Annotated in this window: 20 protein-coding genes; 4 read left to right on the top strand and 16 right to left on the bottom strand. The window is 66.6% G+C overall.

What is annotated here, in order from left to right:
* Positions 1-71: 71 nt before the first annotated feature.
* Positions 72-698 (bottom strand): transposase, encoded by a 627-nt coding sequence (locus FB453_RS31365; RefSeq protein WP_145796071.1) that lies wholly within the window; start codon positions 696-698, stop codon positions 72-74.
* A gap of 133 nt (positions 699-831) precedes the next feature.
* Complete coding sequence (locus FB453_RS31360) at positions 832-1998, bottom strand: PucR family transcriptional regulator (RefSeq protein WP_145796069.1); 1167 nt, start codon at positions 1996-1998, stop codon at positions 832-834.
* Positions 1999-2246: 248 nt separating this feature from the next.
* On the opposite strand from FB453_RS31360, the gene FB453_RS31355 reads away from it, so the two are divergent.
* Positions 2247-2717 carry a hypothetical protein gene (locus FB453_RS31355; protein WP_145796067.1) on the top strand — a complete coding sequence of 157 codons (471 nt, stop codon included), beginning with the start codon at positions 2247-2249 and terminating at the stop codon, positions 2715-2717.
* A 53-nt stretch (positions 2718-2770) separates the two neighbouring features.
* Here FB453_RS31355 and FB453_RS35215 read toward each other — a convergent pair whose 3' ends face one another.
* The 3 genes from FB453_RS35215 to FB453_RS31345 form a co-directional block, all read right to left on the bottom strand.
* Positions 2771-2905, bottom strand: a complete 135-nt coding sequence (locus FB453_RS35215; protein WP_269215519.1) for a hypothetical protein — start codon at positions 2903-2905, stop codon at positions 2771-2773.
* A 33-nt stretch (positions 2906-2938) separates the two neighbouring features.
* Positions 2939-3361 (bottom strand): hypothetical protein, encoded by a 423-nt coding sequence (locus FB453_RS31350; protein WP_145796065.1) that lies wholly within the window; start codon positions 3359-3361, stop codon positions 2939-2941.
* Positions 3362-3461: 100 nt separating this feature from the next.
* Entirely contained in the window at positions 3462-3824 is a 363-nt protein-coding gene (locus FB453_RS31345; RefSeq protein ID WP_145796063.1) for a hypothetical protein, read from the bottom strand.
* A 233-nt stretch (positions 3825-4057) separates the two neighbouring features.
* On the opposite strand from FB453_RS31345, the gene FB453_RS31340 reads away from it, so the two are divergent.
* Positions 4058-4243 carry a DUF1737 domain-containing protein gene (locus tag FB453_RS31340; protein WP_145796061.1) on the top strand — a complete coding sequence of 62 codons (186 nt, stop codon included), beginning with the start codon at positions 4058-4060 and terminating at the stop codon, positions 4241-4243.
* A gap of 113 nt (positions 4244-4356) precedes the next feature.
* Positions 4357-5007, top strand: a complete 651-nt coding sequence (locus FB453_RS31335; protein WP_145796059.1) for a GNAT family N-acetyltransferase — start codon at positions 4357-4359, stop codon at positions 5005-5007.
* A gap of 19 nt (positions 5008-5026) precedes the next feature.
* Here FB453_RS31335 and FB453_RS31330 read toward each other — a convergent pair whose 3' ends face one another.
* Positions 5027-5923 carry an IS5 family transposase gene (locus tag FB453_RS31330; RefSeq protein WP_145796057.1) on the bottom strand — a complete coding sequence of 299 codons (897 nt, stop codon included), beginning with the start codon at positions 5921-5923 and terminating at the stop codon, positions 5027-5029.
* A 162-nt stretch (positions 5924-6085) separates the two neighbouring features.
* On the opposite strand from FB453_RS31330, the gene FB453_RS31325 reads away from it, so the two are divergent.
* Positions 6086-6511 (top strand): DUF6924 domain-containing protein, encoded by a 426-nt coding sequence (locus FB453_RS31325; protein ID WP_145796055.1) that lies wholly within the window; start codon positions 6086-6088, stop codon positions 6509-6511.
* 91 nt (positions 6512-6602) lie between these two features.
* Here the strand turns inward: FB453_RS31325 and FB453_RS31320 are convergent, their stop codons facing one another.
* From FB453_RS31320 to FB453_RS31270, 10 genes are all read right to left on the bottom strand, one after another.
* Complete coding sequence (locus tag FB453_RS31320) at positions 6603-7016, bottom strand: ankyrin repeat domain-containing protein (protein WP_145796054.1); 414 nt, start codon at positions 7014-7016, stop codon at positions 6603-6605.
* Between the two features lie 172 nt (positions 7017-7188).
* Positions 7189-7608: a barstar family protein gene (locus tag FB453_RS31315; RefSeq protein ID WP_145796051.1), complete on the bottom strand. Its 420-nt coding sequence runs from the start codon at positions 7606-7608 to the stop codon at positions 7189-7191.
* Between the two features lie 241 nt (positions 7609-7849).
* A complete protein-coding gene (locus FB453_RS31310; protein ID WP_145796049.1) occupies positions 7850-8488 on the bottom strand; it encodes a hypothetical protein in 639 nt (212 codons plus the stop codon).
* Positions 8481-8894: a hypothetical protein gene (locus FB453_RS31305; RefSeq protein ID WP_145796046.1), complete on the bottom strand. Its 414-nt coding sequence runs from the start codon at positions 8892-8894 to the stop codon at positions 8481-8483. Before FB453_RS31305 ends, FB453_RS31310 begins: the two co-directional genes overlap by 8 nt.
* A gap of 327 nt (positions 8895-9221) precedes the next feature.
* Positions 9222-9533: a hypothetical protein gene (locus FB453_RS31300; RefSeq protein WP_145796044.1), complete on the bottom strand. Its 312-nt coding sequence runs from the start codon at positions 9531-9533 to the stop codon at positions 9222-9224.
* 137 nt (positions 9534-9670) lie between these two features.
* Positions 9671-10738: a hypothetical protein gene (locus FB453_RS35210; protein WP_486480543.1), complete on the bottom strand. Its 1068-nt coding sequence runs from the start codon at positions 10736-10738 to the stop codon at positions 9671-9673.
* Between the two features lie 430 nt (positions 10739-11168).
* The gene (locus FB453_RS31285) at positions 11169-11807 is read right to left on the bottom strand and encodes a hypothetical protein (protein WP_145796042.1); all 639 of its coding nucleotides are present in this window, start codon (positions 11805-11807) and stop codon (positions 11169-11171) included.
* A 495-nt stretch (positions 11808-12302) separates the two neighbouring features.
* A complete protein-coding gene (locus tag FB453_RS31280) occupies positions 12303-13118 on the bottom strand; it encodes a hypothetical protein (protein WP_145796040.1) in 816 nt (271 codons plus the stop codon).
* Positions 13119-13149: 31 nt separating this feature from the next.
* The gene (locus FB453_RS31275) at positions 13150-13476 is read right to left on the bottom strand and encodes a hypothetical protein (protein ID WP_145796039.1); all 327 of its coding nucleotides are present in this window, start codon (positions 13474-13476) and stop codon (positions 13150-13152) included.
* Positions 13477-13504: 28 nt separating this feature from the next.
* Entirely contained in the window at positions 13505-14287 is a 783-nt protein-coding gene (locus tag FB453_RS31270) for a hypothetical protein (protein WP_145796036.1), read from the bottom strand.
* Positions 14288-14698: the final 411 nt, after the last annotated feature.

Raw genomic sequence — 14698 nt, 5'->3', positions numbered from 1 at the left:
CAGAACTGGAGCACGGTCGATCCGATGAGTGCGATGCCCCTCGGCTCGATCGGTTGCTACTGCCGAATCCCTTAGAAGGCGCGTTTCACATCTGTGTTAGTCGGGCGGGTTGAAGGTGCGGCGTTGTTGGCAGGTGGCGGATGCGCCTCGGGTGAGGCGGTGCAGCATGCCGCCGATGACGGCCAGCGGATCATTGCCTCTGACGTGCCGGGATGGGTTTCGTAGTCGCGGGCCAGGCGGCGGTGGGCGGTGAGCCAGACCAGGGTCCGCTCCACGACCCAGCGGCGGGGGTGCACGACGAAGCCTCGCTGGTTAGCGGGTTTGCGGACGATCTTCAGGGTGGTGCGCAGCAGGTCCCGGGTCCAGTCCACCAGGCGGCCGGCGAAGCCGGTGTCGGCGATGATGTGCCGGATCGGGGTGGCCGCGTAGGTAGCGAGCAGGGCTCCTTTGGCGCCGTCGCGGTCCTGCCAGGAGGCGGCCAGGACCCAGACGGTGACCAGCAGGCCGAGGGTGTCGGTGACGATGAACCGCTTGCGGCCGTTGATCTTCTTGCCGGCGTCGTAGCCGCGGGTGGCGCGGGGCACGGTGTCCGCACCCTTGACGCTCTGCGAGTCGATGATCCCCGCCGTCGGCTCCGGCTGCGGGCCATGCGCCAAGCGCACCTGCTCGCGCAACTCGGTCAGGATCCGCTCGGTCACACCCCGTCGTTCAGCCGCTTGAAGTGCGCGTACACCGCCTGTGCATGATCAGCTCGCGACAGGTTTCGATGCGTTTCGGTAACAAGCTGAGCTACATCAGTATGAAGAACATGGAGCTCACCCGGCTGCTGATCTAGCCGGCGAGGATCCGGGCGACGGCGGTGCTCAGCACGCGTACGCCGCGGGTCGAGCCCGCCTCCAGCCCGGTCAGGTCGCGCACCCGGGTCAGCCGGTAGTCGAGCGTGCGCGGGTGGATGCACAGCGCGGCCGCGGTGTCGAGCCGGTTCATGTCGTGCTGGTAGTAGGCGTCCAGTGTGGCGACCAGGTTGGGGCCGGCGTCGAGTTGCGCCGCCACCACCTGGAGCCACTGCCCGACCTCCGCCAGCCGGGCGGCGCCCAGCTCGGCGAAGACGTCGGTGACCGTGTACGCGTGGCGCGGCACGGCCCGCACCGGTGCGACCTCGCTGACCTGCCGGGCCAGCGCCACGGCGTCGCCGAACGCGCGCACCCGCCCAGGCGCGGTGCCGGCCGCGCACGGCCGGCCGGTCATCGAGGCCACGTCGCGGGCCAGCGCGAGCCCGCGCTCGACCGCCGGCTGCCGGCCGCCCGGCGAACTGGGGATCAGCGCGACCACCTCGTGCGGCTCCGGCCAGCTCAGCGGCATCCAGTGCGTCTTCAGCAGCGCGCTGGCGAACTCGTCCCGCGCCGCCTGGTCCGGCCCGGACGACCCGCCGGCCACCCGGACCACCGTCGCGACGACGTGGTCGGGGACCGGCATGTGCAGGCCGCGCGCCAGGTCGGTCGCGCTGTCGTCGCCGGCCAGCAGCATCACCGTCAGCAGCCGCACCTGGGCGACGGTCGCCAGCGTGCGCCGCTGCCCCTCGATCCAGCCCCGGGTGTACGCGCCCTGCGCGGCCAGTCCCGCGGGAGCCAGCCAGGCGAGCGTGTGCATCGTCGCGGCGATGTCGTTCGGGCCGGCCGCCTCGTACACCTCGCGCAGCGTCAGCCGGGTGTGCACGAGCAGCACCTGCCGCTGCGCGGTCAGGGTGAGTCCCTTCTCGCCGCGCTGGCGGCCCATCGCGGCCATCAGGTCCAGATCCTGCACGTGGAACGGCGCGCTGTCCGCCGCGAGGTCGACCGTGCGCTGACGGAGGAAGACCGCGAAATCGAGCATCTCCGACCGCACCCGCGGCATGGCCGCGAGGTTGCGGTATTCCAGCAGCTCCTCCTGGTAGGCGTCCACTGCCCGGCGGGCGTTGTCGGCCACTCGCTGCCGCCAGAGGCTGAACAGACCGCCCATGCCGTCAACGGTAATCGATGCGTTCCGGCCACTCCGCCCGGTTGACGCGGACCGGACAGCCTTGCGGACATTCGCAAGAACCGTGGTACGCCGGCGACCCGGTTCTCGCAATATCACGAAGACCCGGCCACCGGCACCCTGGAACGCTTCGCCATGGACGTCAGACGACGGCCCGGCCGGGTCGGGTGCGACCAGGTACACGCCCCGGCATCCGCAGATCGCACAGCACTCGAGAGGTGGTTCTGGTTATGACATGGCGTAGTCGACCCTCCGCCGGAGCACGATCCGGCATTCTCCGCGCATCCAGTCTGCTGTTGGCCGCGACGGCGATGCTCGCCGCGTTCATGGCCGCACCGTCCGCGGCGGTCGCGGCACCCGCGCCGAGCGGCGACGCGGCTGTCGCCGCCATCGGAGCCGAGCGGGCATCGGCGAGCTCCGCCGGCACGTTGAGCGTCACGACGTCGACGGCGGCCGCCGCCTCACCGGCGAAGGGCGGCGGTTTCTCGGTGATGTCGGGCTCCTGCCCGTACGCCGGGCAGTACATCGACCCGTGGCTGATCGTGTTCCAGGGCTGCACCCTCACCGGCCAGCCGACGACCGCGGTCAGCGCCCGGTGCTCTAACGGGGCCACCCTGGGCCCCGTGCACGTGCCGCCCGGCGTCTACGACATCTATGTCGACTGCTACCCGGCGTTCTTCAGCTCGCTCACGTTCATCTGATCGGCCCACCCGGCACGGATCCCGTTGCGGGATCCGTGCCGGTGGTGCCGGTCTCAGGGCAGCGCGTCCAGGTGCGGGCCGACCGTGTTGGCGAAGCGGTTGCCGTTCGTCACGTCCCAGTTGACCGACCAGGTCATCGCGCCGCGCGGGCAGACGCGGCGGCCGACCTCGTCACGTGTGAAGGTCAACAACCGCTGTTTCCGCCGGTCGACCGGCGGCTCTCATTTGACACCCAGCCTGCGGGCGAGCTCCTGCCCCCTCGCGTTGGCTTCCGCAACGTGTGCGGCCAAGTGCTGCGGGGTACGTGACGGCAGCACGATCGAGCACCAAGCGGGTGGCACCGCCTGCAACTGCCAGCCCAGCTGGTCGGCGAGCTGGAGGGCCTCGGCGCGGACCCGGAGCAAGGAGGCGCCCATATCGCGGCGTACGCGGCGCTGCAGCGGCCTGTCGTAGAGGTCCTCACCTTGGTTAGGAAGATGGGCGTCGGATAGACCGACTTCCTTGACGCTCAACTCGTCGTGGAGTTTTTCTTCGGCCCAGAGCCGGTCCCAGGCAGTGGTGGGCGTGATAGCCGAAGGCTGAGAGGCCCGAGTGATGGCCGAAGGTTGAGGCGAAGCTGATGCCGAATTGTCCACCGAGGACATGACGGGTACGGCAGGGTGCTCCGCAGCCGAAGAGCTGCACGCGGTCAGGACTACCGCACAAACAAGCACGGCGGATCCGGTTTCGTGGTAGCGGGGCAGCTCATGTCTGGTCGCTCTTGTCTCTGCCCGTTCGTCTCGATGGCTCGGCGTACCCCACATTCAGCCAAGCTTCCTTGGTGATCGGTGAGCCGTAGCTGGAGCAGGGTTCCGGTGGCGTGAAAATCGCTATCCGCTGTTCGGTACGGACGTCTGCCATGGTGGCGCTGGGAGGCAGGCTGTCTAACGGTGGAAGCTCACGAATTTGCTGCTTGACGTCGGTGGAGGCAAGCAATGCCCTCACGACCGCATCGAGGACTCGCTCCGCCAACTCGTCGGATGTAACGTCTCCCGCGTCTCGGGCAGCGGTCACGGCGGCGGCCCGCATGGGTGCCAGCAGCCCTTCCTCGGTCAGCGCGACCGTCACCGGAACCGCACGCGACGGTGCACTCTCGACGCTCTCCCGCAACGACCGATGCACGGGGCACTCGCACGACGAATGCAGGCCTGTCCGTCGCGACTCGCCTACCCGGGCAAGGGGGTTCGTGTCGGTGGATCGCCACGGACTGATGCCCCACGTGGGATACGCCTATCAGCGCCATCCCGCCCAGCTGAAGATCAGCCCACCTTGACGGGTCCCGGGCCGGGCGTTCGGGACCCGTGTTTACGCACGAACGCCCCGATGATGCCGACTTCTGCGCCCGCATCAGCGGCCTTCTCGACCAGGGCGATCGGCTGTACGGCTCCCCGGCGCTGACCTTCAACGGTGAACGAGTCATCGCCGCTCAAGCGTTGGTGCTGCCGAACTCGGCCGGCCCCGAGGCGTCCGAGGGCAGCGCCAGATAGAGACGTACGCCCATGCCGCCACGAGCGCGCTGCCGGCGAACGCCGGCCGCGACTGAGGGCAGCAGGCGCGCTGCGTGTACGCCACTAGGGTCTGTTTCAGATGTAGCGGTAGCGTGAAAGCACCCGTCCTCGGCCAGTGCCTTGCACAATCGGGCCGTGGCCATCAGCGGGCCGGACCGCCCGTCGATGCGTGGGCGTCGCGCCTCGCCGTCAACGGCATACTGGTCAGCGTGCCGGAGCAGCAATCAGATCTTCGTGCCGTGGCGATGCCTCGGCTCCTGGTTCGTCACGTCGTTGAGGCGGACCGGCCACGTTTCGTAGAGCTTTTCTGCGACGAGGGCTTCATGACTTTCTCCAACGGTGTCCTGTCCCTCAGCGAGGCCAACGAGCGGTTCGATCGGATGATCTTGCGATGCGCGGAAGTCTCGTTCGCCAAGCAGGCGATCGTTGATCTGTCGTCCGGCGTTGTCGTCGGCTACACAGGAGTTGACTGGATCGATCTGGAGGGCCACCGATGGCTGGAGTGGGGCTACCGACTCGTTCCAGCGGCTCGCGGCAAGGGCTACGCCACTGAGGCAACCGCAGCGCTCTTGGTCAGAGCTGCCGGCGAGTACAGCGGCGACCTCCTCGCGATCATTCACCCGGATAACCACCCATCGCAGAACGTCAGCCGAAAGCTGGGATTCCGGTGGTGGAAAACGGCCGAAGTGAACGGGGAGCTACGCAACATCTACAGGATACGATTGCCGGCCGCAGGCAGCTAAACCCTCTTCACGGCTGCGGTCATAGCCATTCGTTGATTGCGACGACGTGAAGGGTGGCCTGGTAGCGCACGGCGAGCTTGTCGTATCGGGTGGCGAGGCCGCGGTGGCGTTTGAGCCGGTTGATGCCGCACTCGACGGCGTGGCGCTGCTTGTAGATCTCGGCGTCGAACGCTGGTGGTCGGCCGCCCTTCGAGCCCTTCTTACGACGGTTGGTCGCTTGGTCGGCCTTGATCGGGATGCATGCCGTGATGCCACGTCGGCGCAGGTGCTCGCGGTTGGCCTTCGAGCTATATGCCTTGTCGGCGAGGACTCGGTCGGGTCGGACCCGGGGTCGGCCGCCGCTGGGCCGAGGTACCCGCATCCAGGCCAGGATCGTGGTGAACTGCGGGCTGTCACCGCGCTGCCCGGCGGTAAGCAGCATCGCAAGAGGCTTAAGGCCCTGTTCACAGCCCAGGTGCAGCTTGGTGGTCCAGCCGCCGCGAGAGCGACCCAAGGCGTGATCGGTGGGCTCCGGCTCACCGCTACCGCCAGGTGGCTCCTTCTGCGCCTCGGGTTCGCGACGGGCGCCGGCAGCGTGTTGATGCGCCCGGGCGATAGTGGAGTCCACGCTTACGTCCCAGGCGATCAATCCGGCAGCGTCGGCGCGGGTCTGCAACCCGGTAACGATGCGCTGCCAGATACCGGCGCGCTGCCAGCGCCGGAACAGCCCGTAAACGGTCTGCCAGGGCCCGTAGCATTCCGGCACGTCGCGCCAGGGCGAGCCCACCCGCACCCGCCACCGAATACCGTCGATGAGTCGTCGTTTACTCCACTTCGGCGGTCGACCCGGCTTTTTACCCAGGGGCAGCAGCGGCGCCAGCGCCGCCCACTGCGCGTCGGTCAGGTCGAACCGCCTCGTCACCGCTACCCTGGCCACGAGGTCTCCGGACTGATGGTCTTCTTCGTCTATGAACCATCTACCGGAGACCTCGCCAGATCTCGGCCACCGACACACCAACCGTCGCGGCCCGCCAACGCTCAGCCGCGCCTATGAAACACGGCCTAGGCCAGGGCCTGTCTCGGCGGTTACGCTGCGCCGGTGGCAGAGTTGCCGGGGACGTGGAGCGTTCCGGTGGTGCGGGCGGACTTCACCGATGACGCCGACTGGAACCGGATCAGGGAGTGGATCGCGGAGCCGACCGAGGAGGGCTTCGGCGCGGACGTAGATTTCGTTGAGGACCGCGCGTTGAACGGCCTGGACGAAGAGACGATCGTGGCCGGCTACCCACCGAGCTACCCGCACGAGTACCGGCACCCGGTGCTGTTCGTGATCGACGCTGTCGCTGTGTCCACGCCAGACCACCCCGTGCTGGTCATCAACCTCAACGCCGGGGTCGACGCGCGACCGTTCCGGGCGCTGCCGCAGCAGGTGCAGGCGATCCAGAACAACCTGTCGCTTGCGAACATGGACTACATTGAGTTTGCGACTTCAGCGGGCGCGGATGGTGTCTTCCGAGGTTTCTGATTCAAGATCAGGAACACTCTCATGCCGCCAAGCGGGCGCGCGCTGTCTCAGCGCCGATCACGCTGAATACTGCTCGCCGCGTCTGCCGCAGTCATCTGACGCCTGCGGCTTCGAGTAGTGCTTGCGTCGCGGCGTGGTTGTTTCGGACGGCCCATTCGAAGGGCGACAGCCCGTTGCCGTGGTCTTCGCGGAGGTTCGGATCTGCGCCCCGGGCAAGGAGTTCACCGACGACCTCGGCATGCCCCCACGCTGCGGCTCCCGTCAAGGGTGTGCCCTCCTCGCCGCGCCCGCTCTCGATATTCGGGTCCGCACCGGCGTCGAGGAGGATCCGCACCGCCGCGCGCTTGTTCTGCAGCGCGGCCAGGTAGAGAGGCGTGGCGCCGTCACGATCCGCCGCGTTCGGGTCTGCCCCCGCGCGCAACAGCGCACGCACCGCCGGAAGATTGTCACGCAGCAGCGACACCATCAGACGGGCGGTGAGCTTCTTGCGCTGCCGGACGTTCACCAGCACCAGAATAGGCCGTCCGGTTCACCACGAGCAGTCCACCGCGCGGCTCCTAAACATCCGCTCATGCCGCGGCTCGCGCGTTGTTGGGAGTCGTGGCCAGCGGACGCGCGGTACGGGTGGGCGGATGCCGCTGGGGTCGGGCAGCGACGGTCAGGAGGGACCCGAACGGTTAGAGCAACTCGAGGATGATGCCGTCCTCGGATTCACTGCCGCCTGGGCCGTGTTCGTGGATGATCTCTACGATCATGTCGAACAACGTCTGCCCTTGGCGACGCTGCGCCTCGTTGAGCCTGGCCTTGATGCTCGCGCGGTGCGATGGGTGGCAGGTGAGGAGGGTCCGCTCCAGCCATCTGGCCGTCGCGTCATGACCGAGCGCGATGCGGGAGGAGTCAGAGTTGACCCACTTGAGTACCCAGCCAGTCTCGGGGGTGCCGAAGCCCCCGCGCAGGATGTCGTTGAAGGCATCGAGATTTCCGTTCCAGGTTCCGTGACAAAGTAGCTGCGAGAACTCGCGTATGAAGCCGGCGAAGTCGACGAATGCGACTCCGTCGATGACGAGCACGGGGAGGGCATCGCTCTGCTTGGTCACAGGGCAAGTATGGGCACGACCCCAGCATCCGGATCTGCCGCGATCCGGGTGCTGCCATCTCACGTCCACCAATTACTGGTTGTTGGCGGACATGGGTGGCCGATCCGCCGCCGTCGCGCCGTGCCCAGCGCCTGGCCGGCGGAACCTCTGCACATCTGGCGTATCTGCCTCTGCATGAAGTTGGCTCCGGCAAGATTCTCGTAGCCGGAGATCGCCACAGCGTCCTAACCCGGTGACGGGCTCAGACTTCCTTATTGTCGACCCAGCGACAGAACGGGTCCGTGGTGTCCTCGTCGCCCATCTCGGCGGGCTCCGCCACGATCTCCAGCCCGGTCGCCGGGGCGGTGACACCGAAGGTGCGGTGCAGCCAGTCCCGGTAGGGCGCATTGACGATCTCGTGGTCGGCGTCCCACGGCTCGGGCGGCGCGCTGAACTCCTCGTTCCAGCAGATCTCCCGGTAACCGATCGCCAGCAGCCGCAGAAAGTCGACCGCATCGTCGGCGAGCACACACGTCATCATCGAACCGCTGCCCGAACCGAGATGAACAATCCTGACCTGTCCCCGACCGTCGCGCCACAGCGCGGCCATCGAACCCTCGCCACCGGTCTGCGCGAACGGCCACAACCGTGCGGCCGCATTCGGGACCGACTCGTCGAACCAGGACCGTGCGTACGACAGGGTCTGCTCGGCGGTGTAGCCACGCAACTCGATCGAGGTGCCCACCCAGCCGTTGTCGCTCAACGAGCCGTACAGATCCCCGTCGTGCCCTTTCACCACGAAACCCTGCTCGTCGACCCAGGCGAAGAGCAGGCGCAGCGGCTTCGGCAGGTCGAATCCGTCCGGCACCCGGGCCAGCGTCGTCTTGAGGAAGTTACCCACGCCCGGCAGCGTACGAGATCACCTCGCCCTCCCACAGTCCCAGCCGCACTGCCCGGTCGCCGACGTGCAGGGTGCCGCCGACCAGCTGGCCGACCTCGTCGTGTTCCGGGTTCCAACCGCTCAGCACTCCCGCGATCACCGAGGCGAACGGCTCCTCGCCGGAGGCGTCCCGCCCGACCCAGCGGCCACCGTCGAAGTCGTAGTCGTAGGCCGACCGCCAGCTCTCGTCACTCGGAGCCGTCGGCACGATCGTCAGGGACCAGTCACTGCGCCCTTCGAACAGCAGGCCACGACCGTCGTCCACGACGAGGTGGACCGGCCCGATGGTGACATCGACCGGGTCACCGGGCCAGTGCCAGGCCAGCCGCGTGACTGCCGCCAGGCGGCAACCGATCAGCATGTCCATCAAAATGGTTTCGTCAGTTTCGTCCGTAGTAGTGACCGTTGGTGTCGTCGAACCGGCCTTGGCGCCGCAGCACCGGCGAAACCGCCGTTCGAGCCGTACAGGCGGGGATCGTTGCCCCGTGAAGGTCGCCCGCGCTCTCATCCCTCGGAGCCGTATCTGGCTGGGCGGGATCGACGGACACCACCCGGCCAGGCTCAGTCCCCGTGGTGCCGACCTCGGCTCGGATCCGGCCATCTTCGCCGAAAGTTGGGGTGTCGAAGAACTGCTTAGCCTCACCGAACGCTTGCGGCGACTTCCTCCGTCCCGATGGGAGATAGCTATCACCGGTCAGCGTCGCCACATCAGCTCGCAACCGTTGGTATAGGCCAGGCGTTGCATCGTCAGCCCCAGGTACCGCAGCAGTGACCAGTGACGGTGTGCCTCGTACAGGTCCGTCTGGTACTGCGGCTTCGTTGCTACTGCCAGCCGAAGCAGCACGTCCAACGGCCGCACCGTCGCCTCGCCATCGAGTGCGGGCACGTCCCGCACAGCAAGGTCATGATCGGCGTACGCCTGCACGTCAGTGCAGAGTTCGGCATCGCTGACGCCGACGTACGTCCAGGTCTGGGAAACGATGTCGAGCGCTCGCCGTAGATCCATCCTTGGCATTCTGCCCATCCCCGACAACACCTCGCTGCACGCCTCGCCTCGCTCGACCTCGGACGCCACCGCGCCCGGAATCGCAGTGGCGGGCTGTCCGGGGAAGCTGCCGAGGGAGCGGGTCAGGCCAACCCCGACTATCCCTCGTCTGGCTCGTGGATCTGGATCTGCCGGGGTAGCTGGCCCGTGTGCTCGGCGTCCCACTCGGCGAGGACTTTCGCGACGAGATGGTCGACGACAGGCCGGATCGCTTCCTCTGGGACATCGTCGATGTCGAGCCGGGCGATCAAGACTTTGTACATCGCTCGCAAATGCTTCTCTCGGTCATCCGGCGCATCATCGGGTCTGCAATGAGACAGGTATGCGCGCGTCTCCTCGACCTGCTTCAAGGTAGTGACGAGGTCAGCAAGGCGCAGCCTTGGTGCTATGCCCTTGCTGACGGTAACCAGCAACGGCGGAAGGACCCGCGTGGCGTGGCCCTCGCTGTAGCGGACGAACAACTCCGCCGGCTCCGCGACCTGGTTTGCGAGAGCCCCGGCCAGTAGGCCGACACAGGCGTCGGTCAGCCGAACTGGCGCCCGGCGAGCCCACGAGTTCGCGGGCTTGGCCGAGTAGCGGTATTCGGCCGTGACATGCCGCAGCAGTGCCGCGCCGCTCGCGTGGGTGAAGTACTGCGACGCCGGCCGATACGCCGTGTCATACAGGTGAATCGCGAGCGTAGCGCCGGTCTGGGAGTCGATCTGCTCGGTCATCGACCGCACGTCGGGGAGTTTGCGGGGCTGGCCGAGAGCACGTACCGCCTCTCGGATCACCGAGTCTGGGAGGATCCCGGCGCTCGACATGAAGGTCAGCAGCGACGGTACGACCTGGATCTCGGATTCGCGGAGCTTGCGGGCCGCATCGGGGTCATGCAGGCACCACAACCCGATGATGCAGGTTTCCATCGCGGTGCGCGCCAGCAACGGCGCCGATTCCCGCTGATGTGTCTGCACGGCGCGGCGCGTCGCGCGCTGCAATGCTAGGAGCCTCAGCAACGCCAACTGGGCGTATCCTTCGCCGGTGACTGCCGCTTCGTCACGCGGCCACGGCTCGCGGGTGGCGAGAACGCGGGCGCGGTGTCGGACCCGCACGCGCCGGGGCAGGTCAGGGTAAGGCAGCACACCACGAAGGGCGATTCGGGCGAGCATGACCAAGGCGGCTCTCACGGTCCGGAATCATCGCAGGTCTTCTCGCCCTGGACTTCGGGTTATCGGTGCCGCACGAGGCGTTCGAGCCCGACGGCGGCGCAAGGCGTCCCACGCTGACCGGTTGAGCAGTCGCTACATTCGGTCCGATCCCGCATCGAGATAGGCGGGTGTCCGCGTCCCAGGGGCCACGGCCGAGGCGGGTGTTGCGCAGGTGAACCTTCAGCGAGTCGAAGACAAGATCTCGCGACGTAGGAGGATGCGGCTGCCTCGGCACGGGGTAATCCTTGCTGGACACGGGCGCGCCGGTGGGGATCAGATGGTGGCGGGGAACCAGGGGTTGCCGGTGACAAGCTGAATGAGTGCGTCGAGCATCCCGCTGTCCGCCGGCCAGAGGCATGGTGTAGCAGCGAATCGCGATAGTAGTTCCCGTCGTCGCCGTAAAGCCGCTTCACAACTTTCGCTGATCTCTCAGTTTGAGCAGGGCAGCTACACGGATCAGGGGTGTGGCCAGATCGGGGATCTGACTCGGACTTTCGATTCGGCCAGGCTGGTAGGTCATCAACTCTGCCTGGTGCAGGGCCCAGAGTGGCACGGTGCCGGCGAGGTGTTCGGCTCGTAGAGCGGGCCCGATGAACTGCCCGGCTACCGGCTCACCGGCTACACGGTAGTGCTTGTCAAAGTTCTGGTCGCCGGTGGCGGGCACCGTGTCGCCGAACTGGACTTGACCAATTCGGGAGACGGTGGTATGCCGCTGTACAGCGATCGTCGGATGAGGTTCGTCGAGGTGGACCAGAACCACGACGTAGGGGTGGCTGTGACTGGACGTGGTGGTGGTCGTGCCGCCCATTCCGTCGCCGTTGGTGGAGATGTGGACGTCGGTGTAGGAGTATTCGGCAACGCTGACCCGGTAGCCACCAATCGCACCGAACAGGGCTAGGGAGACACCACGTCGGTTACGGCCCGGTAATCGGCTTCCCCAGTCGACGTTCGGTGACGGAACGAAGGCCCATCCGTGCTGCTTGGCCCACTGTTGGAGCACATCACGCCGGTCTCGCTCGCGCCTGCGGGTGACCGCGGTCAACCCCACGAGCGACCCCACAAGGGTGAGAAGCAGTGCGCCGCCGAGTACCGCGAGAACCGCTACACCCTCCATAGGTGAGTCAACGGCGGCGGGAGGCATGCAGGGACAGGGCCGCCAGGATCGGAGGCCCGAGCAGCAGGATTGCTGAGCCGAGCGTGATGAGCCCGACCGTTGGGTCAGAGCTGACCGAATAGAAGATGCCCGCTACGACCAGGGCAGCCGTGCCCGCTACGGTCAGAGCGACAGCGCCCCACAACAGACCGCGAGCTGCCCCACCGCCCGGCCTGGTCGTCGATAGCACGTTCGCCGCGAGCACAGCGAGCGAACCTACTAGCCCCACACCGCTCCCGGCTGCGAGAGGTACCAGCACGCTGGCCGCTTGGATTGTGGCCAGGTACGCCACAAACGCCAGCAACAGGAGGTATCCGCCAGCTAGCAGCCCGGCGAGTACGGTCAGGGCTGGCGTCCCACGCCGGGCGCTGGACAGACGTTCGGTGCCTGTCATGGCCGCAGCCGCCAGTCGGTGTCGTCCGGAACCCCGGGGTCGCGAAGCGTGCCGTCTTGCAGCTGATTGGCGACGGAGATCGGCCAACCCTGTCCCTGTCCCTGTCCCTGTCCCCCAAAGGCTCCCCATTCGGCGAGTTTGTCGCGCAGGTTCCCGTCTTGAACGGCGGTGACCCCCAGTAATGTGCCATGACCGGCAGCCAAAGCGGCCACGAAGGTCAGGCAAGCGGCGACTCCGATTACCAGCCCGGCGGGTGCGCCGACCAGGGTTCCGGTAGCCCCTGCAGCGGTGATCATGCCGCCGACCAGTGCCACGAGGGCAACGACGATCGACCCCCACCAGACGACGATAGCGGCGGCCGTTGCCGTCAGCGCGCTGTGGATGACGTCGGTGAAATCTTTCTTGATCGCCAGGATGGCCTTGTGCTGCGGGCCCAGGATCCGCTTGTAAGCCTCGGCGGCATCGCCTTTCCACTCGTTCAAAATGGGAGACAGATCTGCGTCGGCCGCCCCTGCCATGGCGCTGACCGGCGCTCCGACCCGGTCCGCCCAGTCGTTGCCGGTACTCAACAGCGTCGGGGGCCACCCCGGCTTGCCGATGTACTTGTTCAGCTCGTGGTAGATGCTGTTGAGTAACTCGAGGAGACGTTGAGTACTATTGCTAAGGCCTTGCCCGATAATTCCGGGCAATTGCCCGAGGATCCGGTTGACATTGTTCACGATCTCGTTCGATTTGTCGTGAACCCGTTTCAGGAGATCCTCGACCTTGGCGATCAGCTCGCGAAACTCCTGCTCACCGGGGCCCGGCGCCATCGCGCACCACCCTTCTGCTCGTCGGGCATTGTCAGTAAATTCCACGCATGCGGTGCACCGCATCAATCTCGTCTTGCTCGTAGCCGTTGGCCGCGATCTTCAGCGCTGCGCCGATCTCCTCGAAATTATGGGCCCCTTGGTGCAGAAGGGTCGCTACTTTTTCCTGCAGCAACGCGTACGTCTCCACCAGCCCTGTAATTGAGGCGTGCGCCGACAGCTCGAAGGGACCCAGGCTCTGCGCCGTCGCGGCTAACGATGCCGCTTGCATGACATCGGCGTTCTGCTGCCAGGTGGCGCCACCCTGCCGCAGCGTCTCGATCGCGACTTCTATTTCTTCCTTGCTTGGTGGTGGTGCCATGCCGCCTCCCCCGCGGTACGGATGTCTGCTATTGGCGGTGCAGGCCCAACCGGCGGGCCAACTCCAGCGGGTCACCGGCGAGGCGGTCCAGCGCAGCGATCCGGCTGTTCGGCAACAGCCCCTGCATTGTCTGCGCACCCGCGACTCGATAGGCCGCCTCAAACGCGTCACGCGTCTCCCGACCGATGTTGAACTCATGCGCCCCGCGCAGCCACCGCGACTCGTAGTCGACCCTGAGAACGGCCCCGTCACCGGCGACACGGACGGTGACGTGGCCACCGGTGCTGCGCCCCTCGTATGGCCGACTCTGCTGACCCGAGACTTGCCGAGCCAGCTCATCCAAGTCGGCGTCGACACCCTCCAACATGCTCACCAGTTCCCGTAGCGCCGCCACCGTGGACGCGCTGCTCGCCTGCGCAGACAACGACTCCACCAATTCGGTGATCGAACTGTCGCTGACATCAGCCCCGCTCGGCGAAGTGGCCGATCCTGCGGGCGGGACTTCATCGGAGTCCAACTGTTCCTTGAGGATCTCGTCCAGTCGCCGCAGCCGCTCCAGCACAGCGGCTTCTCGTGCTTCCTGCACTGCGACCGCTAACTGGGCTGCCCCGCCGACGCGCTGCCATCCCTGAGCGACAGCCACATCCCGAATCAAGCCGTTGCCGTCTAGCGTCACGGTGACCACCGCGTGGGTGTCGATCCCCTGGTAGCTTGCCGCCGGATCCTGAACCTTGGCCATCCGCCGCGCCAGATCATTTGCCTCGGCCTGCAATCGACCGACATCGGACGCACCCCCGTGCTCGTCCTGCATCGCCGTACCCCCGAAAGTCACGTTTCGGGGAGCCTAATGGATGCAGTTCGCCGGGTCTATCCGTCTCGAGCATTGCGGTCATGAATCTGACTTGTTGACCTACTGTCGGTGATGGCGATTTGAGACATCGTTTGTGGACATATCTGACGCCGATTTTATCGTGACAGCCTCGGCCTAGACAACGTTCATCGTCTCGGGTACTTCGAACTTGAGCAGGTTCGGGTGTCGCCTGACTGTGGTCAGGGCTCCGGCAAAGTCGTGAGGTGCTCGGCTTGAGGTGATTGGTGTAGATGCGGCCTTCTTGGCGGCGGCAGGGCGGGCGTGAACGGTTCAGAAGGTCATCGAGCTTGCCTGCGCCTTGTTGATCTGTTCGAAGTAAGGCATGTCCGCGCTGAACGGTTCCGCCAGTCC

The organism is Micromonospora sp. CNZ322 (genome assembly GCF_007827755.1).
The sequence above is the reverse complement of the archived record's forward strand: the minus strand, read 5'-3'. Positions and strand labels throughout refer to the sequence as shown.

Bases quoted from the DNA above. Each gene is read 5' to 3' on its own strand.
- FB453_RS31360 (WP_145796069.1), bottom strand. From the start codon at position 1,998: ATGGGCGGTCTGTTCAGCCTCTGGCGGCAGCGAGTGGCCGACAACGCC.
- FB453_RS31300 (WP_145796044.1), bottom strand. From the start codon at position 9,533: ATGGATCTACGGCGAGCGCTCGACATCGTTTCCCAGACCTGGACGTAC.
- FB453_RS31270 (WP_145796036.1), bottom strand. From the start codon at position 14,287: ATGCAGGACGAGCACGGGGGTGCGTCCGATGTCGGTCGATTGCAGGCC.
- FB453_RS31355 (WP_145796067.1), top strand. From the start codon at position 2,247: ATGACATGGCGTAGTCGACCCTCCGCCGGAGCACGATCCGGCATTCTC.
- FB453_RS31305 (WP_145796046.1), bottom strand. From the start codon at position 8,894: ATGGACATGCTGATCGGTTGCCGCCTGGCGGCAGTCACGCGGCTGGCC.
- FB453_RS31280 (WP_145796040.1), bottom strand. From the start codon at position 13,118: ATGGCGCCGGGCCCCGGTGAGCAGGAGTTTCGCGAGCTGATCGCCAAG.
- FB453_RS31350 (WP_145796065.1), bottom strand. From the start codon at position 3,361: ATGTCCTCGGTGGACAATTCGGCATCAGCTTCGCCTCAACCTTCGGCC.
- FB453_RS31275 (WP_145796039.1), bottom strand. From the start codon at position 13,476: ATGGCACCACCACCAAGCAAGGAAGAAATAGAAGTCGCGATCGAGACG.